The 18868-nt window shown below is 29.8% G+C and carries 19 protein-coding genes; 12 read left to right on the top strand and 7 right to left on the bottom strand.

Features of this window, described 5'->3' with window-relative positions:
* Positions 1 to 143 precede the first annotated feature (143 nt).
* The 8 genes from FDT66_RS13105 to lipA all read left to right on the top strand — a co-directional run bounded on the left by FDT66_RS13105 (position 144) and on the right by lipA (position 6901).
* Entirely contained in the window at positions 144 to 1334 is a 1191-nt protein-coding gene (locus FDT66_RS13105) for a pyridoxal phosphate-dependent aminotransferase (protein ID WP_138537273.1), read from the top strand.
* Complete coding sequence (murB, locus tag FDT66_RS13100) at positions 1335 to 2342, top strand: UDP-N-acetylmuramate dehydrogenase (RefSeq protein WP_138537271.1); 1008 nt, start codon at positions 1335 to 1337, stop codon at positions 2340 to 2342. It abuts the gene before it with no gap.
* A gap of 100 nt (positions 2343 to 2442) precedes the next feature.
* A complete protein-coding gene (locus tag FDT66_RS13095; protein ID WP_138537269.1) occupies positions 2443 to 2646 on the top strand; it encodes a membrane or secreted protein in 204 nt (67 codons plus the stop codon).
* Between the two features lie 15 nt (positions 2647 to 2661).
* On the top strand, positions 2662 to 3768 hold the full coding sequence (locus tag FDT66_RS13090; protein WP_171032390.1) for a glycosyltransferase: 1107 nt from the start codon (positions 2662 to 2664) through the stop codon (positions 3766 to 3768).
* Complete coding sequence (locus FDT66_RS13085; protein WP_171032389.1) at positions 3759 to 4322, top strand: RNA polymerase sigma factor; 564 nt, start codon at positions 3759 to 3761, stop codon at positions 4320 to 4322. Before FDT66_RS13090 ends, FDT66_RS13085 begins: the two co-directional genes overlap by 10 nt.
* A 2-nt stretch (positions 4323 to 4324) precedes the next feature.
* Entirely contained in the window at positions 4325 to 4768 is a 444-nt protein-coding gene (locus FDT66_RS13080) for an Imm51 family immunity protein (protein ID WP_138537266.1), read from the top strand.
* Positions 4769 to 4770: 2 nt separating this feature from the next.
* Positions 4771 to 5991, top strand: coding sequence for an Nramp family divalent metal transporter (locus FDT66_RS13075; RefSeq protein ID WP_138537264.1), 1221 nt, complete (start codon positions 4771 to 4773; stop codon positions 5989 to 5991).
* 40 nt (positions 5992 to 6031) lie between these two features.
* Complete coding sequence (lipA, locus tag FDT66_RS13070; RefSeq protein WP_138537262.1) at positions 6032 to 6901, top strand: lipoyl synthase; 870 nt, start codon at positions 6032 to 6034, stop codon at positions 6899 to 6901.
* A gap of 323 nt (positions 6902 to 7224) precedes the next feature.
* On the opposite strand, the gene FDT66_RS13065 is transcribed toward lipA, so the two are convergent.
* The 4 genes from FDT66_RS13065 to FDT66_RS13050 form a co-directional block, all read right to left on the bottom strand.
* On the bottom strand, positions 7225 to 8583 hold the full coding sequence (locus FDT66_RS13065; protein ID WP_138537260.1) for a pyridoxal-phosphate dependent enzyme: 1359 nt from the start codon (positions 8581 to 8583) through the stop codon (positions 7225 to 7227).
* A gap of 283 nt (positions 8584 to 8866) precedes the next feature.
* Complete coding sequence (locus FDT66_RS13060; RefSeq protein ID WP_138537258.1) at positions 8867 to 9829, bottom strand: sodium-dependent bicarbonate transport family permease; 963 nt, start codon at positions 9827 to 9829, stop codon at positions 8867 to 8869.
* Between the two features lie 86 nt (positions 9830 to 9915).
* The gene (locus FDT66_RS13055) at positions 9916 to 10233 is read right to left on the bottom strand and encodes a hypothetical protein (protein WP_138537256.1); all 318 of its coding nucleotides are present in this window, start codon (positions 10231 to 10233) and stop codon (positions 9916 to 9918) included.
* Positions 10234 to 10240: 7 nt separating this feature from the next.
* Positions 10241 to 10486, bottom strand: a complete 246-nt coding sequence (locus tag FDT66_RS13050) for a hypothetical protein (protein WP_138537254.1) — start codon at positions 10484 to 10486, stop codon at positions 10241 to 10243.
* A gap of 81 nt (positions 10487 to 10567) precedes the next feature.
* Between FDT66_RS13050 and FDT66_RS13045 the strand changes: the two genes are divergently transcribed.
* Positions 10568 to 11500: a LysR family transcriptional regulator gene (locus tag FDT66_RS13045; RefSeq protein WP_138537252.1), complete on the top strand. Its 933-nt coding sequence runs from the start codon at positions 10568 to 10570 to the stop codon at positions 11498 to 11500.
* On the opposite strand, the gene FDT66_RS13040 is transcribed toward FDT66_RS13045, so the two are convergent.
* Positions 11497 to 12732, bottom strand: coding sequence for an ABC transporter permease (locus FDT66_RS13040; RefSeq protein ID WP_138537363.1), 1236 nt, complete (start codon positions 12730 to 12732; stop codon positions 11497 to 11499). The two genes, FDT66_RS13045 and FDT66_RS13040, sit on opposite strands and share 4 nt — an antisense overlap.
* A gap of 7 nt (positions 12733 to 12739) precedes the next feature.
* Here FDT66_RS13040 and FDT66_RS13035 point away from each other — a divergent pair, with 7 nt between their 5' ends.
* Positions 12740 to 14008 (top strand): exo-beta-N-acetylmuramidase NamZ family protein, encoded by a 1269-nt coding sequence (locus FDT66_RS13035; protein ID WP_171032388.1) that lies wholly within the window; start codon positions 12740 to 12742, stop codon positions 14006 to 14008.
* Positions 14009 to 14035: 27 nt separating this feature from the next.
* Here the strand turns inward: FDT66_RS13035 and FDT66_RS13030 are convergent, their stop codons facing one another.
* Both FDT66_RS13030 and FDT66_RS13025 read right to left on the bottom strand, forming a co-directional pair.
* A complete protein-coding gene (locus FDT66_RS13030; protein WP_138537249.1) occupies positions 14036 to 14872 on the bottom strand; it encodes a sterol desaturase family protein in 837 nt (278 codons plus the stop codon).
* Positions 14873 to 14915: 43 nt separating this feature from the next.
* Entirely contained in the window at positions 14916 to 15440 is a 525-nt protein-coding gene (locus FDT66_RS13025; RefSeq protein ID WP_138537247.1) for a YkgJ family cysteine cluster protein, read from the bottom strand.
* Positions 15441 to 15527: 87 nt separating this feature from the next.
* Between FDT66_RS13025 and argS the strand changes: the two genes are divergently transcribed.
* Entirely contained in the window at positions 15528 to 17303 is a 1776-nt protein-coding gene (gene argS, locus FDT66_RS13020) for an arginine--tRNA ligase (protein ID WP_138537245.1), read from the top strand.
* Between the two features lie 156 nt (positions 17304 to 17459).
* The gene (gene lpdA, locus FDT66_RS13015) at positions 17460 to 18848 is read left to right on the top strand and encodes a dihydrolipoyl dehydrogenase (protein ID WP_138537243.1); all 1389 of its coding nucleotides are present in this window, start codon (positions 17460 to 17462) and stop codon (positions 18846 to 18848) included.
* Positions 18849 to 18868 lie beyond the last annotated feature (20 nt).

Genomic DNA, 18868 nt, shown 5'->3' with positions numbered 1-18868 from the left:
TTAAGATACCTTATAAAAATACAATTTAAGTTTCGATTATAATTATTTTTAGGAAACTTTTAACCATTAAGTTTCCTTTGTTAGGCTGTGTTGTTTCAAATAAATTTTGCAAATTTGCAGAGATAATAACTCAACACAAAAATATGCCTTCAATATCTCAAAAAGGATTAAAAATGCCAGAATCTCCAATAAGAAAATTGGTACCCTTTGCTGAAATAGCTTCTAAAAAAGGAAAATCAATTTATCATTTAAATATTGGACAACCAGATATAAAAACACCAGAAGTAGCTCTAAAAGCAGTTGCAAACAGTAATTTAACAACTATAGAATATTCTAGATCTGAAGGATCTGAAGAATATAGAACTAAAATTGCTAAGTACTACAGCAAACACGATATTCATGTAAAACACGATGATATTATTGTTACCACAGGTGGTTCTGAGGCATTACTTTTTGCTTTTGGAAGTATTATGGATACAGATGATGAAGTAATTATTCCAGAACCTTTTTATGCGAATTATAATGGTTTTTCTACAGCTTCTGGCGTAACTATTGTACCTGTTATTTCTAAAATTGAAAATAATTTTGCTTTACCTGCTATTGAAGAGTTTGAAAAATTAATTACACCAAAAACAAAAGCTATTTTAATTTGTAACCCTGGAAACCCAACTGGTTATTTGTACAGCAAAGAAGAAATTAAAAAACTAGCTACAATCGTAAAAAAACATGACTTGTTTTTAGTTGCAGACGAAGTATATCGTGAATTTGCTTATGATGGTATAAAGCACCACTCTATTTTAGCCGATTTTGGTTTAGAAAAACATGCAATTGTAATAGATTCTGTTTCTAAAAGATACAGTATGTGTGGAGCAAGAATTGGTTGTTTAGTATCAAAAAATAAAGAAGTAATTAGTACTGCTCTTAAATTTGCACAAGCAAGATTAAGCCCACCAACATTAGCGCAAATAGCTTCTGAAGCTGCTTTAGACACTCCACAAAGTTATTTTGATGAAGTAAAAGAAGAGTATGTAAAAAGAAGAAATACTTTGATTGAAGAGTTACAAAAAATTGATGGTGTAAAAGTAGCAAAACCAAAAGGCGCTTTTTATTGTATTGTAGAACTACCAGTTAAAAATTCTGACCATTTTGCAAAATGGCTTTTAGAATCGTTTGAAGTAGATGGAAAAACAATTATGGTTGCACCTGCAGCAGGATTTTACTCTACTCCAAATGTAGGCTTAAATCAAATAAGAATTGCGTACGTTTTAAAAGAAGAAAGTTTAATTGACGCAATTTCAATTTTAAAAGAAGCTTTAAAAGTTTATAAAGATTAATTGAATATTCAACAAAATATATCGCTTAAAAATTACAACACGTTTGGTATTTCTGTAAATGCCAAACGTTTTGTTTCTATTACCTCTTATTACGATTTACAGCAACTTTTAAAGATTGAAAAAAATCTTTTTTTAATTTCTGGAGGAAGTAATATGCTACTTACAAAAGATATTGAAAAATTAGTTGTTCATATTGATATAAAAGGCATTTCTATTGATAATGAAGATGATAATTTTGTATACATCACAGTAAATGCCGGCGAAAATTGGCATGATTTTGTACTTTTTTGTATTGCTGAAAATTATGGTGGAATTGAAAATTTATCTTTAATTCCTGGAAATGTTGGTACATGTCCAATTCAAAATATTGGAGCTTACGGAGTGGAAGTCAAAGATACCATTACAAAAGTAGAAGCTATTGAAATTGAAACTGGAAAGAGAATTACTTTTTCTAATGAACAGTGCCAATTTGGATATCGAAATTCCATTTTTAAAAATGAATTAAAAGGAAAAGTAATTTTAACTGCTGTGAGTTTTAAATTGACAAAAAAAAATCATCAATTAAATACTTCTTACGGAGCCATAGAAACTGAATTAGCTTCTAAAAATATTACAAAACCAACTTTAAAAAATATTTCTGACGCTGTTATTGCCATCAGAAAATCAAAACTTCCTGATCCAAAAGAAATTGGAAACAGTGGTAGTTTTTTTAAAAATCCTGTAATTTCCAAAGAACAGTTTTTAGAACTTCAAAAAAAACACTCAAATATACCAAGTTACAATGTTTCTGAAAATGAAATAAAAGTTCCTGCTGGTTGGTTAGTTGAACAAAGTGGTTTTAAAGGAAAACGTTTTGATGATGCAGGTGTACATAAAAAACAAGCATTGGTTTTGGTAAATTATGGAAACGCTTCTGGTAAAGAAATTTATCAGCTTGCGCAAAAAATTCAAAAAACAGTTCTAAAAAACTTCGGAATTGCTTTAGAAATTGAAGTGAATGTTATTTAGCAATTATACTTATTTGAAATCTCTTTAATAATTGATTTAAAGAGAAAATTCTCAAAAGAAAATAGTTAGTTTTTGTATCTTTGTAAAACAATTATATTTTATGAAATTATTTTTTATCACTTTAGGTTTATTAGCATTTGCTGTTGTTGGAATTGCCATAAAAATTTGGGCAAAAAAAGATGGTAAATTTGCAGGAACTTGCGCTAGCCAAAACCCTATGTTAAATCAAGAAGGTGAAGCTTGTGGTTTTTGTGGAAAAACCCCAGATCAGTTCGAAAATTGTTCTGAACCTCAACATAACTAATTCCATATTTTATTTATGATATTACCTGTACTTTTCTACGCCTTTGTAGTTTTTGCAGGCATACAAATCACATATTATCTTTTTTTTACGTCTTTTTTATTTTCTGATAAAAAACAATCAGAAAAACCAGTTAATGAAACTCCTATTTCTGTAATTATTTGTGCTAAAAACGAGGCTAAAAATCTTCAAAAATTTCTTCCTTACATTATTGCTCAAAATTATTCCGATTTTGAAATTGTACTGATAAATGATGCTTCTTCTGATGAAACTCAAGATGTTATGGAAGCATTCAAAGCAAAACACACAAACATAAAATTAATTAATGTAGAAAATACAGAAGCTTTTTGGGGCAATAAAAAATACGCATTAACATTAGGTATAAAAGCTTCAAAAAACGAACATTTATTATTTACAGATGCCGATTGTAAACCAGTTTCTAAAAATTGGATTACGGAGATGAGCAAAAAATTTTCTTCAGAAAAATCGATTGTTTTAGGTTATGGAAAATATAAAAAAGAAAAATCTTTGGTAAATTTATTTGTACGTTTTGAAACATTATTAACTGCCATACAGTATTTTAGCTATGCCAAATTAGGTGCTCCATATATGGCTGTTGGTAGAAATTTAGCTTACAAAAAAACAGAGTTTTTTAATGTAAAAGGTTTTATAAATCACATACAAGTGAAATCTGGTGACGATGATTTATTCATACAAGATGCTGCAAATAAAAATAATACTACAATTTGTACTTCAAATAATAGCTTTACTGAATCCATTGCTCCTACTTCGTTTACTAAATGGTTTCAGCAAAAAAGACGTCATATTTCAACCGCTAATTACTATAAAATTCAATATCAATTTTTATTGGGTTTATTTTTCATTTCCAAAGTGTTTTGTTTACTATTAGCAAGTATTTTGTTTTTCTTTTATCCTTGGAAAATTATCTTATCAATTTTAATTTTATATTATTTTGTTCAGTTTTTAGTTGTTGGTTTTTCAGCAAAAAAAATGAAGGAAACCAATATTGTTGTTTTATTACCTTTTCTGGAAATTGGACTATTATTATTTCAATTTAGTATATTTATGACAAATTTGATATCAAAACCAAATCATTGGAAATAGATAAAAACAACATCGAACAAAATATTACGAAAGCAAAAAACGGAAGTCAAGCTGCATTTCGGTTTTTATTGAATTCCTTTTGGGCAGATGTTTACAACTATCAATTAAAGCGAACGAAAAGTGAAAACGACGCAGAAGATATTGTCATTCAAACTTTTTCGAAAGCATTTGATAAAATACACACTTTTGATGATAAATATGTTTTTAAAACTTGGTTAATTACTATTTCTAAAAATGTTCATATCGATTTACTTCGTAAGAAAAACAGTTCTATTTCTGTAGAAACTACTAAAGAGCAAGAAGATAAAGTTTTTTTAGTGGTTGATGAAAACCCAACACCTGAAGACAAAATTATTAGAGAACAAAATTTGGCAAAATTGTTAAGAGACATCAAGCAATTAAAACCTAAATACCAAGAAGTCATTCAATTACGATACTTTCAAGAATTAAGTTATAAAGAAATTTCTGAACAAATTAATGAACCTATGAACAACGTAAAAGTAAAACTTTTACGTGCTAAAAAGTTGTTATCGGAGATTATTAAAAGAAGTTAGTTATGAAGAAAGGTATAATTTTAATTCTTTTTTCATTATTTGTTTTTAGTTGTACTAGCCAAGAAGAAAAATCACCAGAACTTGTAAAAGCTTTAATAGATAATAACATTATTCCCCGAGGTCAAATTCATAAAATTGAAAATGAATACAGATTGGATTACTATGATGTTTATGAAAAGGATTCTCATATGGAATTTTTAAAAAATAAAGGCTATCAGTCTGGTGGCGCAAGTTGGTCAGGAATTATTTACGGTGCAATTAAATTATCTGATGATAAAATCTTAACTCAAATTAGATTTGACGATGAAGCAGAAGGAATAGCTATTTGGTCCAAAAACAGAAAATGTTTAGAGAAAGTGAGTCGTTTAATTTCTGTTGTAAAATCTGATAATAAATTACTTTTAAAGTGTATTTCAATTGCTAATAAAAATTGGAAAATGGAATAACTATGAAAAAATCCTTTTTACAATCTATAGGACCAGGTTTATTATTTGCAGGTGCAGCAATTGGAGTTTCGCATTTGGTGCAATCTACAAAAGCAGGTGCAGAATTTGGTTTTGGTTTGTTATGGGCTTTGTTGTTGGTGCATATTATTAAATATCCGTTTTTTCAATTTGGTCCACGTTATGCAACAGCTACAGGTGAAACATTGTTAGATGGTTATCGCAAATTAGGCAAAGGCGTTTTAATTGCGTATTATATTATAAACTTTGCAACAATGTTTACCATTCAAGCTGCTGTAACTATTGTTACTGCTGGTTTGGCTTCACAGCTTTTTGGCTTCACAAACGATTTGGTATTATGGTCTACCATTTTACTAATTGTAAGTTTATTTTTTTTAGTGGTTGGTAAATATAAACTGTTAGATAATTTAATGAAATACATCATTGTTATTTTAACAATTAGCACCATAATTGCAGTTTTAGTAGCACTTTTTAGTACCAAAGAAGCTTTTGATGTTACACAAATTTTACCTTCTGGTACTGTAGAAATCACTTTTTTAATTGCTTTTTTAGGTTGGATGCCTGCGCCATTAGATATTTCTATATGGCACTCTATTTGGTCTGTTGAAAAAGACAAACTAACTGTAATAAAAACAAAACCAAAAGATGCCATTTTCGACTTTAACATTGGTTATTTAGGAACACTTTTTCTAGGAATTTGCTTTGTACTTTTAGGAGCTTTGGTAATGTATAAATCTGGTGAAACCTTTTCTAATAAAGGTACTGTTTTTGCCTCTCAATTGATAAACCTATACACTAAAAACTTAGGTGAATTTTCATATATTTTTATTGCAATTGCAGCTTTTACCACCATGTTTAGTACTACAATTACAACCTTAGATGCTTCACCAAGAGCCATGAATAAAACCTCAAAATTATTATTCAATAAAAAATTAAAATATGGTTACTGGTTTTGGATTGTATTTTTATTTGCGGGTACTTTTTTAATTTTAAAATATTTTATGGATGATATGGGGCTTTTAGTAAAAATAGCTACTATATTATCTTTTTTAACAGCACCCTTTTATGCCATTTTAAACTATATTTTAATCACAGGAAAACATACCCCTAAAGAACATCAACCAGGAATTTATTTAAAAACATTAAGCATTGTTGGCATTCTATTTTTAATAGGGTTTAGTATTTGGTTTTTAACGAATATTTAAATCTTTTCTTTGTAAATTTGCAATCTAATAAAGAAAGAAAATGGCTGTAGACTCTGTAATCCTTCCTGAAAGACCAAAAAAACCAAAATGGTTGCGTGTTAAATTACCTGTTGGTAAAAAATATACGGAATTAAGAGGTTTAGTAGACAAATACAAACTAAATACCATTTGTACAAGTGGAAGTTGTCCAAACATGGGCGAATGTTGGGGAGAAGGAACTGCAACCTTTATGATTCTTGGAAATATTTGTACACGCTCTTGTGGTTTTTGCGGTGTTAAAACTGGAAGACCGGAAACTGTAGAATGGGATGAACCAGAAAAAGTAGCACGTTCTATAAAAATTATGAGCATTAAACATGCTGTAATTACTTCTGTAGATAGAGATGATTTAAAAGATGGAGGTTCTATTATTTGGGCTGAAACTGTAGATGCGATTCGTAGAGCAAACCCAAATACCACATTAGAAACTTTAATTCCAGATTTTCAAGGAAACACTAAGCAAATAGATAGAATTATTGAAGTTGCTCCTGAAGTAGTTTCTCACAACATGGAAACTGTAAGAAGATTAACACGTGAAGTTAGAATTCAAGCAAAGTATGATAGAAGTTTAGGTGTTTTAAAATACTTAAAAGAAAACGGAATGCGTACCAAAACTGGTTTAATGTTAGGTTTGGGTGAAACTGAAGAGGAAGTTATACAAACCATGAAAGATTTGCGTGGAGTAAATTGCGACATCATAACTATTGGTCAATATTTGCAACCAACAAAAATGCATTTACCTGTTAAAGAATTTATAACTCCAGAACAATTTAAAAAATACGAAACCATAGGATTAGAAATGGGCTTTATGTATGTTGAAAGTGGCGCTTTAGTTCGTTCTTCTTACAAAGCACATAAACACGCTAAGTAAATCTTTTTAGGTTGATAAATTTTTCAAGAAAAACAATTATAATCAATAACAAAATACACCAAATACTAACGATTCCTTTTCAGGAATCGTTTTTTTGTTAAAGAAATATAAAAATTATAAAAAAAATAGCAATTTTATTTATAAAAATCATTTTTGGCACGATGCTTGTAAAATACATTTCGAAGAGACGTAGTAAACCTCTTTCATTGTGTAAATTATTTGAATTAGTTAGTTAAAAAAACCATCTCGAAAGAGATGGTTTTTTGATTTATTAAAAATCGTTACTTAAAATAGACTGATAGTATTTAGTATTTAACTACTACTTAGATAGCACTAATAATATCATATTTTGTTATAATCTGATGGTTTCCATTTTCTAAATCTACCAAAACAGCTTGATTTTCTTTACTTATCAATTTAGAAATCTCCTCTAATTTAGCAGATTTTTTTACTACAGGATAAGGTTTTCCCATAATTTCTTTTACAGGTTTATCTGCAATATTTTTATCACTCATAAAATGATGTATTAATACAGATTCATCTAAAGAACCCACAAAACCATTTACATCTTTTACAGGAAGCTGAGATATTTTTAAACTTTTCATACGCTCAATAGCATGTGAAACCAATTCTTCTGTTTGTACAGAAAGTAAAGGTTTATCGTTATGACTTTCAACTAAATCTGCAGCTGTTTTAATATCTTCCTCTACAAAACCTCTATCACGCATCCAGTCGTTATTAAACATTTTACCCACATACCTACTTCCATGATCGTGAAACAACACCACAACAACATCGTCTTTTGTAAAATGTTCTTTTAACTGCAACAAACCTTTTACAGCTGCTCCAGCAGAATTCCCTAAAAACATACCTTCTTCTTTTGCCAAACGTTGGGTAAAAATTGCAGCATCTTTATCGGTTACTTTTGTAAAACCATCAATAACATCAAAGTTTACATTTTTTGGTAAAATGTCTTCTCCAATTCCTTCTGTGATGTATGGGTAAATTTCATTTTCGTCAAAAATACCTGTTTCATGATATTTTTTAAAAACAGATCCATATGTATCAATTCCCCAAATTTTAATATTCGGATTTTTAGATTTTAAATAAGAACCTACTCCTGAAATTGTTCCACCAGTTCCTACTCCAACTACAAAATGAGTTACTTTTCCTTCAGTTTGTTCCCAAATTTCTGGTCCTGTACTTAAATAATGTGCTTTGCAATTACTTGGATTATCATATTGATTCACATACCAAGAATTCGGAATTTCTTCACCCAAACGTTTAGAAACTGAATAATATGATCTTGGATCTGTAGGCTCTACATTTGTTGGACAAACAACAACCTCTGCTCCAACTGCTCTTAAAATATCTATTTTTTCTTTTGATTGTTTGTCTGCCATTACAAAAACACATTTATAACCTTTTACAATTGCAGCTAAAGCCAAACCCATTCCTGTGTTTCCAGATGTACCTTCTATAATGGTTCCTCCAGGTTTTAAACGTCCATCTGCTTCTGCGTCTTCTATCATTTGCAATGCCATTCTATCTTTTACAGAATTTCCTGGATTAAATGTTTCGTATTTAGAAAGTACTAAACAAGGTAAATCTTTGGTTAAAACATTCAATTTTACTAGTGGAGTGTTTCCAATAGTTTCTAATATATTTTTTGCGTAGTTCATATCTTTGTTTTCGATTGCAAAGATAAATTATTTTTAGGGCGTTCCCTAAAGGTCGCGCTTTCATTACTCGCTTTTAACACTTTTTAAGAAGTGTTAAAGAGCTCAAACAAACCATTCAATCGCTAACGCAGAGTTTCTAAAAGCTAATCATTTACAATAAAAGACTATAAATTTTTTGCGTTAGCGATTGCATTGGCATCCTTTTTTGAAGCATGAAAATATAACCTTTCTACTGCGCTCAAGATAAATTCAAAACGTGACCTCTTGAGAACTCCCAATAATTTTAACAAACTCCAATAATGCACAAATACAGTGGCATGCCTAAAGTTATATTAAATGGAAAGGTAATTGCCAGAGCCATAGGAATGTATAAACCAGGATTTGCTTTTGGGGCTGCTAACTTCATTGCTGCTGGAACTGCTATGTAAGATGCACTTGCCGCTAAAATTGCCATTAAAAGTCTATTGCCTATTTCTTCCATAAAAAAACCACTAATTACAGCCACTAAACAACCATTAATTAACGGAATTATAATAGCAAAAGAAACTGTAAACCAGCCTTTTTTAATTAATGCTTTTATTTTGCCTCCACTTGTAATTCCCATATCTAATAAAAAAACGGCTAAAAAACCTTTAAATATATCTGTGGTAAATGGTTTTATTCCTGCAGCTTGTGCGTCATTTGTAAAGTAACCAACTAACAAACTTCCTATAATTAAAACAACACTTCCGTTTGTTAAAGAATGGTGAATTACACTTTTAAAGGAAGTTTTATTCTTTTTGTCTTTACTATAAATTGCAATTAATAAAACTCCTACAATTATAGATGGTGCCTCCATTAAAGCCATAACTGCTACCATGTGACCTCCAAAAGGAATGTTAGACATTTCTAAAAATGAAATGGTAGTTACAAAAGTTACAGCACTTACAGAACCGTAAGCTGATGCTATTGCTCCAGCATTTTCTACACTTAGTTTTAAGCGTAAAATATAATAGCAATAAATTGGTACTAAGAGTGCTAACAAAACTCCAAATAATAAAGATCCAATAATTTCTAAAGTAATAATACTGTGTGCTAATTCTTGACCTCCTTTAAAACCTATAGCCAACAACAGGTATAGAGATATAAATTTTGAAGAGTTTTCTGGTATTTTTAAATCGCTTTTTAAGTTTACAGCAATTAAGCCTAAAAAGAAAAATAAAAGTGCTGGGTTTGTTAAGTTATCTACAAGATAATGTAAGTCCATTTTGTTTAAAATTTAGCGTAAAAAAAGTAGGAAAGCCTTTTACAGACAGTCTTTCCTACTCAAAAATTCAACTTAAATATTTATTACTACTCTACTGTGATATTTATTGTACTAGATATTTTTATGTTACATTCATTTGTTTGTAAAGCCATTAAAAAGGCTTTTATATCTGCTTTATCATCAATTAATTCTGTAATTCTAGAATTATCATATTTACAAGCATCGTTTATATTGCCTTCTGTTTTAGATAATCTTTGTAGTTTGTGAAAATTAATTTTCACATCTACAACATTATTTATAATACTTAATGCCTCTCTTTTTGTAAACTTACCTTCAATTAATTTTAATTGTTGATTCACTTTTTCACTTTTAGTTTCTGGTGCTTGTAATGTTTCGTTATTCATGATTTTATTATTTTAAGATAGTGTTAGATTTTGATGTTTTTATAAAGTATACAAGCAGTAAAATAGCTTGAGAAATTAATAGCTCTTTTAAAAAAGGGCTTGAAATTGAAATTGCCAATGCGTTTAAAGCTAACATAGACATGATTACTAAAAACCTACAAAAAACAATGATTTGCTTTTTTGTGATTTGAATTACAATTTCGTTACTTAAACTTTTAGTTTGTTCTGTTGGATTGAATAGTGTTTGTCCCATTGTTTTAATTTTTTACAAAGAAATGATGTTTTTTTTATATATTTTTATTTATATTTATTATGAAATACATAAATACATTTTATGAACTATACTTTACATCAATTAGAAATATTTAAAAAAATAGCAGAAACAGAAAGTGTTACAAAGGCTTCTGAGCAATTATTTTTAACACAACCTGCTGTTTCTATTCAGTTAAAAAATTTTCAAGACCAGTTTAAACTTCCTTTATTTGAAGTGGTTTCTAGAAAGTTATACATTACAGAATTTGGTAAAGAAATAGCTTTAGCTGCTAGTAAAATTTTAGAAGAAGTTGCTGCTATTAATTACAAATCTGCCATTTTTGAAGGAAAAATTGCTGGAAAATTAAAAATTTCTATTGTTTCTACAGCAAAATATGCAATGCCATATTTTTTATCAAACTTTATAAAACAGAATGAAATGGTAGATTTAACTATGGATGTTACTAATAAAATGGCTGTGATTAGAAGTTTAGAAAATAATGACTGTGATTTTGCTATGGTTTCTACCATACCTAAAAAGCTAAATATAGAGCGCATAGAGTTAATGAAAAACAAACTCTATTTTGTTGCGAATAAAAATTTTAAATTTCCAGAAAAGCAAGGGACTCTAAAAGATTTAAACAAACCTTTATTTATTTTTAGAGAACCTGGATCTGCAACACGTTTAGCTATGGAGCGCTATTTAGTAAAAAACAAAGTAGAAATTCATAAAAAAATGGAGCTAACCTCAAATGAAGCTGTAAAACAAGCAGTTATTGCTGGTTTAGGAATTTCAATAATGCCAATTATTGGTATAAAAAATGAATTACAAAATGGCGATTTACAAATTTTAAATATTCATAACTTACCTTTAGAAACTAACTGGAATTTAATTTGGTTAAAAACTAAAAACCTGTCTACAGTTGCGAAAGCATTTAAAAGTCATATTGAAAATAACAAAAAGGAAACTATAAAAAATAATTTTTCTTGGTTTTTAAACCATGAAATTTATTAGGCAAATTTTATAGATTTTGATGGATTTATTTTTGTGATGATGTAGCTTGGAATTATCAACATTAAAAAACACATTAAAAGTGTACCAAGGTTTAACAAAATAATTGCTTTTAAAGAAATATAAACCGGCATAATACTTACGTAATAAGTTTCTGGATTTAATGTAATTACACCAAAAAAATGTTGAATACCTATAATGGACAAACCAATTGCATTTCCCCAAAAAAGTCCTTTTAAAATAAGATAAGACGCATTGTATAAAAATACTTTTCTGATACTGGTATTAGTGCTTCCTAAAGCTTTTAAAACACCTATCATTTGTACACGTTCTAAAATTAAAACAAGTAAAGCAGTAATCATATTAATACCTGCAACCAAAATCATAATTGCAATTATTACCCAAACATTGTTATCAAATAATTTTATCCACTCAAAAACGGTTGGATACATATCTAAAATAGTTTTACTATTTAAAGTTGCTCCTATTTCGCTGTAAATTTCTTCACCTTTTTCTACAATATCATCAAAACTATTTAAAACCACCTCAAAACCACCTACTTGGTTTTCTGTCCATTTATTTAGGTTTTGAACTTCTCTAATATCACCAATCATCATATTTTTATCAAACTGAGCAAAACCAGAGTTGTATATTCCTGTAATTACATATTTTTTTATTGAAGGTATTTTACTAGTTCTTGTTTTTAAAAACGTTGCAGAAATAGTATCATTCAATTTTAATTGTAAACGATTTACAATAGTTTGCGATAGTAGCACATCTCTTGTTCTTGGTTTATCAAAATTTGGCAAAATTCCTGCTACCAAATATTCCTTAAAAAAAGTCCAGTCGTAATCTGATGAAACACCTTTAAAAACAATACCTTCAAAATCGGTTTCAGTTCTTAAAATTCCTACTTTATTTGCAAAAATTTGTACATTTTTAATACCTTCAATTGAGTTAAATTCTGGATAAAAATCTTGTTCAATATTTATGGGTGTCGTAGAAACATCTGAATTATTATTATCATAATTTACAATTTGAACATGACCTTTAAAACCAGCCATTTTATCGCGTATTTTAGTTTGCAATCCTGTTGCAGTGGCTACAGCAATTAGCATAATAATAATTCCTAATGCAATTGCAGTTACTGCAATTTTTATTATTGGTGATGAAATGCTATTTTTATACTTTTTGCCAGTAATAATACGTTTTGCAATAAATAACTCGTAATTCAAATTGATAATGATTTTTAAACCTTTCAAAAGTACATATTTATTCTTATTTCTATTGTTGAATTTTCAGCTGATTTCTTGTGCCCAGAAAAAGGTTAAGGATTTAAACTTGAATGTTAAAAGTTCACAAAATGAAGTTTTAGAAATTAAAACAGGTGCAGAAAGAACTGATTTGTATTTAAATTTATTAAAAAACAAAAATGTTGGTATAGCAGCAAATCAAACTTCTGTAATATCCGTTTTACAAAGAGCTGAAGTTAAACCTAATGTAATGGGATCTAAAAAGGTAACACATCATTTGGTAGATTATTTGCATAATTATAGCGGAATTACCGTAAAAAAAGTATTTTCTCCAGAACATGGTTTTCGTGGAAAAGCTGATGCTGCTGAATTGGTAAAAGACGGTCTTGATACCAAAACAGGTTTGCCAATAGTGTCTTTGTATGGAAAAAGCAAAAAACCCTCTGCACAACAATTAAAAGGAATTGATGTAATGATTTTTGACATTCAAGATGTTGGCGTAAGATTTTATACCTATATTTCAACATTGCACTATGTAATGGAAGCTTGTGCTGAAAATGGAATACCTGTGATTATTTTAGACAGACCCAACCCAAATGCACATTATATAGATGGTCCTATTTTAGAAATGAAACACACTAGTTTTGTTGGTAAACATCCAGTTCCAGTAGTTTACGGAATGACCATTGGCGAATATGGACAAATGATTAATGGCGAAAAATGGCTGAAAAACGAAATACAATGCGATTTAAAAGTGATTCCTTTGCAAAATTACACACATCAATCTAAGTATTCTTTACCCATAAAACCTTCACCAAATTTACCAAATGATAAAAGCATCAACTTATACCCAAGTTTAGGTTTTTTTGAGGGAACTACCATTAATGCTGGACGTGGAACTAAGTATCAATTTCAAAGATATGGAGCACCATTTTTTAAGAAAACAGATTTCTCTTACACTCCAAAAGCAAATGAAGGCGCAAAATATCCTAAACACAAAGGGAAAATTTGTTATGGTGTAGATTTAAGTAAAACTCCACATTTATCAAAAATTGACTTATCTTTTTTAATAAATGCTTACAAACAAACTCCTAAAATAGAAAAGTTCTTTGGCAGTACTTTTACCATTCATGCTGGAAATACAAAATTGCAACAACAAATAGAACAAGGTCTATCTGAAGAAGAAATTAGAGCGACTTGGATTGATGGTTTGGAGAAGTTTAAAGTTGTTCGTGAGAAATATTTGATATATGAATAGTTTTGTTTTTCTATTCATGACAAATTACTAAACTTCCTCAACACCAGTAGGCTTTTGATAACCTTGAAAAGGCTGTTTTAATAGTTCTTTTAAAGACGAATTTTTTACTTCATCTGGAAAAGTATCTACACCATAAACGATTTTCTCTCTATCTAATTCTAAATACGTTCCAAAAATTCTATCCCAAATAGAAAAGATATTTCCATAATTAGAATCTGTATATGGCAACATATTATGATGATGCACCTTGTGCATATCTGGAGAGACAATAAAATAGCTCAAAAATTTATCTACTTTTGGTGACATTTTAATATTTGCATGGGTAAATTGTGTAAAAATCAACGACATAGATTGATAAATAAACACAATTGCAATTGGAGTTCCAACTACAAAAACACCTAATAACGTAAATGCAAAACGAATCACACTTTCTATAGGATGATGTCTGTTTGCAGTTGTTGTATCTACTTTATGATCTGAGTGATGTACTAAATGCACCATCCACAAAGGTTTTATTTTGTGCTCTGTATAATGTGCTAAATAGGCTCCAAAAAAATCTAAAAATAAAACACCCAAAACTACATACAACCACAATGGCATTTCTGGAAGCCAATTGATAATTCCGAAATTATTTGCAGAAACCCAATCAGCTGTTTTTAACAATAAAAAGGCCAATGCAAAATTTATGATAACAGTTGTTAACGTAAAAAACAAATTAGGTATAGCATGTTTCCATTTTTTGTAATCGAATTTAAACAACGGAATTGCACCTTCTAATAACCAGAAAAAAGTAATTCCGCCTACTAAAATAATGCTTCTATGAGAAGAAGGTATGGTTTCGAAATAATTAAAAATAGTTTCCAAAATAATTATATTTGGTACTAAAATAGTGAAAACATATTAAAATCTACTTTCTCCTAACCTTCTTATTTCCTTCTAAAGGTAAAACTTCTTTTAAATTCTCTACAATATTATAAGCTGCAGGACAAATGGCTGTATTTGCAATAGTTAAATCGGTAATTCCAATAAATTTTTTTCGATTTGTATGCGGATATTCAGCACACGCTTTGGGTCTTACTTTGTAGATAAAACAAGTATTATCAGACAAATCTAAAAAAGAACAAGGTGATGATTTTAAAACCTTAAAATCATCTTCATCTCTACGTAAATACTGATCTTCAAAAGTAGCAACTTTCATTTTTAAATGTTTTGCAATTCTTTCTACATCCGTATCTGTAAAAATAGGGCTGGTAGTTTTACAGCAATTTCCACACGTTAAACAGTCTGTTTTTTCAAACTCTTTATCATGCAATTCTTGCATTAAATAATCCAATCTTTTAGGTGTACGTTTCTTTAATCTCGCAAAATATTTTTCGTTTTCTTTCTTTGCTTCCTGTGCTAATTTTGGGAGTTCTTGTAAGCGTTTTTCCATCTTACAAAATTACAATTATTCTTCCACAAAAATCAATCTGAAAAACAAATAAAATTCTTAATTTTGCAATTCAATTTTCGAAAGTAAATGAATATTCAAAACACTATAGAAACCAAAGTAAAAGAAGGTTTTTTAGCATTATATAATGTAGAAATTCCTACTGTGGAATTTCAAGCAACCAGAAAAGAATTTGAAGGAGATATTACCGTTGTTGTTTTTCCTATGTTGCGTTACAAAAAAGGAAATCCTATTCAAATAGGAGAAGATTTAGGAAAATATGTTGTTTCAACTATTCCAGAAATCACCAATTATAATGTTGTAAAAGGCTTTTTAAACTTGGTAATTGATGACGCTTTTTACACGAACTTCTTCAATGCAATGTATGCTGATGAAAGTTTTGGTATTGTTTCACCAAAGGCAGATGAAAAAGCTGTAATGGTTGAATATTCTTCACCAAACACTAACAAACCTTTACATTTAGGTCACGTTCGTAATAATTTATTAGGCTATTCTGTTGCTGAAATAATAAAAGCAGCAGGTAAAAAAGTATATAAAACGCAAATTATAAACGATAGAGGAATTCATATTTGCAAGTCGATGTTGGCTTGGGAAAAATTTGGAAACGGAGAAACTCCAGCATCTACCGGTTTAAAAGGCGATAAATTGGTTGGGAATTATTATGTAAAATTTGACCAAGAATATAAAAAGGAAATTTCTCAGTTAATTGCAGCAGGAAAAACCGAGGAAGAAGCAAAAAAAGAAGCACCACTTTTAATTGAAGCTCAAGAAATGTTGCAAAAATGGGAAGCTGGAGATGAAAAAGTAGTTTCACTTTGGAAAACCATGAACAATTGGGTTTACAACGGTTTTGATGTTACTTACAAAAACATGGGTGTAAATTTTGATACGTTGTATTATGAAAGTGACACTTACTTATTAGGAAAAGATGTTGTTGCACAAGGTTTAGAAAAAGGCGTTTTTTATAAAAAAGAAGATGGTTCAGTTTGGTGCGATTTAACAGGTGATGGATTAGATGAAAAAATTGTATTGCGTTCAGACGGAACAGCTGTTTATATGACGCAAGATATAGGTACAGCCATACAACGTGTAAAAGATTTTCCAGACGTAGGTGGTATGGTATATACTGTTGGAAATGAGCAAGATTATCATTTTCAGGTATTGTTTTTGATATTGAAGAAATTAGGATTTGATTGGGCAAAACAATTGCATCATTTAAGTTACGGAATGGTAGATTTACCTTCAGGAAAAATGAAATCGAGAGAAGGTACTGTGGTAGATGCTGATGATTTAATGGTAGAAATGACTACTACAGCCAAAGAAATATCAGAAGAATTAGGAAAATTAGATGGTTATTCTGACGAAGAAAAAGCTGAATTGTACAAAACCATAGGTTTGGGTGCTTTAAAATATTTTGTTTTGAAAGTTGACCCGAAAAAAAGAATTTTATTTGACCCAAAAAGTTCGGTAGATTTTCAAGGAAACACAGGACCTTTTATACAATATACCTATGCAAGAATTCAGTCTATCATTAGAAAAGCAGATTTTGATTATTCGAAACAAGTTTCGATTGAATTACACGAAAAAGAAAAAGAATTATTGAAACAATTGGAGTTGTTTCCTGAAACAGTTCAGCAAGCGGCTACCAATTATTCGCCAGCAATTATTGCAAATTATACCTATGATTTGGTAAAAGAATTTAATTCATTTTATCAAAATGTGCATATTTTAGGAGAAGATAATCAAGATAAAAAAGTATTTAGAGTTCAGTTGTCTAAAAAAGTAGCTGATACTATAAAACAAGCATTTTCTTTATTAGGAATTCAGGTTCCTGAGAGAATGTAAAAATAAGTCAACAGTTGCAGTACGCAGTTGGCAGTAAGGACAAAAGTTAGTAAATTAGCACGCGTTAAGGATTGAAATGGCATCCTTTTTTGAGGAACGAAAAAAAGATATAATGGAAAGCCTGTTAAAACGCCCAAATCATTAAAATATAAAAGAATGAAATACGACATCATTATTATTGGAAGTGGACCTGGAGGTTATGTGACTGGAATTAGAGCCTCTCAATTAGGTTTTAAAGTTGCGATTGTAGAAAAAGAATCTTTAGGTGGAATTTGCTTAAACTGGGGTTGTATCCCAACAAAAGCGTTGCTAAAATCGGCTCAAGTGTACGATTATTTAAAACATGTTGATGAATATGGTTTAAAAGCAGAAGCGATTGATAAAGATTTTGAAGCTGTAATAAAAAGAAGTCGTGGTGTTGCAGATGGAATGAGCAAAGGTGTTGCTTTTTTAATGAAAAAGAACAAAATTGATATTATTGACGGTTTTGGAAAAATAAAAACTGGTAAAAAAGTAGATGTTACTGCTGAAGACGGAACTGTAACAGAATACAGTGCAGATAATATTATTATTGCAACTGGAGCACGTTCTCGTGAATTGCCAAATTTACCACAAGATGGTAAAAAAGTAATTGGTTACAGACAAGCAATGACGTTGCCAAGTCAGCCAAAATCTATGATTGTTGTAGGTTCTGGTGCGATTGGTGTTGAGTTTGCACATTTTTATAATGCAATGGGAACTGAGGTTACTATTGTAGAATATATGCCAAATATTGTTCCTGTAGAAGATGTAGATATTTCAAAGCAATTTGAGCGTTCTATTAAAAAAGCAGGTATTAAAGTAATGACAAATTCTTCAGTAGAATCTGTAGATACTTCTGGTGAAGGTGTTGTTGCAACTGTAAAAACAAAAAAAGGAGAAGAAACTCTAAAAGCAGACATTTTATTATCGGCAGTTGGAATTAAATCGAATATTGAAAATATTGGTTTGGAAGATGTTGGTATTATTGTAGATAGAGATAAAATTTTGGTAAACGATTACTACCAAACAAATATTCCTGGTTATTATGCAATTGGAGACGTAGTTCCAGGACAAGCTTTGGCACACGTTGCTTCTGCTGAAGGTATTACATGTGTTGAAAAATTGGCTGGTTTGCATACAGAACCTATTGATTATGGAAACGTTCCTGGTTGTACCTATGCAACTCCAGAAATTGCATCTGTTGGTATGACTGAAGCAAAAGCAAAAGAAGCTGGTTACGAATTGAAAGTTGGTAAATTTCCATTTTCTGCATCTGGAAAAGCAAAAGCAGCTGGAACTCCAGATGGTTTTGTAAAGGTTATTTTTGATGCAAAATATGGTGAATGGTTAGGTTGCCACATGATTGGTGCTGGTGTAACAGATATGATTGCAGAAGCAGTTTTAGGACGTAAGTTAGAAACTACTGGACATGAAGTTTTAAAAGCAATTCACCCTCACCCAACCATGAGTGAAGCTGTAATGGAAGCTGTTGCAGATGCTTATGATGAAGTAATTCATTTATAAAATAAAAAATTCTCGATTTT

The sequence above is a fragment of the Polaribacter aestuariivivens genome (genome assembly GCF_005885675.1).
Classification (GTDB): domain Bacteria; phylum Bacteroidota; class Bacteroidia; order Flavobacteriales; family Flavobacteriaceae; genus Polaribacter; species Polaribacter aestuariivivens.
Note: the sequence above shows the minus strand (reverse complement) of the source record. Positions and strands in the feature narration are given on the sequence as shown.

Bases quoted from the DNA above. Each gene is read 5' to 3' on its own strand.
- FDT66_RS13105 (WP_138537273.1), top strand. From the start codon at position 144: ATGCCTTCAATATCTCAAAAAGGATTAAAAATGCCAGAATCTCCAATA.
- FDT66_RS13095 (WP_138537269.1), top strand. From the start codon at position 2,443: ATGAAATTATTTTTTATCACTTTAGGTTTATTAGCATTTGCTGTTGTT.
- FDT66_RS13090 (WP_171032390.1), top strand. From the start codon at position 2,662: ATGATATTACCTGTACTTTTCTACGCCTTTGTAGTTTTTGCAGGCATA.
- FDT66_RS13080 (WP_138537266.1), top strand. From the start codon at position 4,325: ATGAAGAAAGGTATAATTTTAATTCTTTTTTCATTATTTGTTTTTAGT.
- FDT66_RS13075 (WP_138537264.1), top strand. From the start codon at position 4,771: ATGAAAAAATCCTTTTTACAATCTATAGGACCAGGTTTATTATTTGCA.
- lipA (WP_138537262.1), top strand. From the start codon at position 6,032: ATGGCTGTAGACTCTGTAATCCTTCCTGAAAGACCAAAAAAACCAAAA.
- FDT66_RS13065 (WP_138537260.1), bottom strand. From the start codon at position 8,583: ATGAACTACGCAAAAAATATATTAGAAACTATTGGAAACACTCCACTA.
- FDT66_RS13060 (WP_138537258.1), bottom strand. From the start codon at position 9,829: ATGGACTTACATTATCTTGTAGATAACTTAACAAACCCAGCACTTTTA.
- FDT66_RS13055 (WP_138537256.1), bottom strand. From the start codon at position 10,233: ATGAATAACGAAACATTACAAGCACCAGAAACTAAAAGTGAAAAAGTG.
- FDT66_RS13050 (WP_138537254.1), bottom strand. From the start codon at position 10,486: ATGGGACAAACACTATTCAATCCAACAGAACAAACTAAAAGTTTAAGT.
- FDT66_RS13045 (WP_138537252.1), top strand. From the start codon at position 10,568: ATGAACTATACTTTACATCAATTAGAAATATTTAAAAAAATAGCAGAA.
- FDT66_RS13035 (WP_171032388.1), top strand. From the start codon at position 12,740: ATGATTTTTAAACCTTTCAAAAGTACATATTTATTCTTATTTCTATTG.
- FDT66_RS13025 (WP_138537247.1), bottom strand. From the start codon at position 15,440: ATGGAAAAACGCTTACAAGAACTCCCAAAATTAGCACAGGAAGCAAAG.
- argS (WP_138537245.1), top strand. From the start codon at position 15,528: ATGAATATTCAAAACACTATAGAAACCAAAGTAAAAGAAGGTTTTTTA.
- lpdA (WP_138537243.1), top strand. From the start codon at position 17,460: ATGAAATACGACATCATTATTATTGGAAGTGGACCTGGAGGTTATGTG.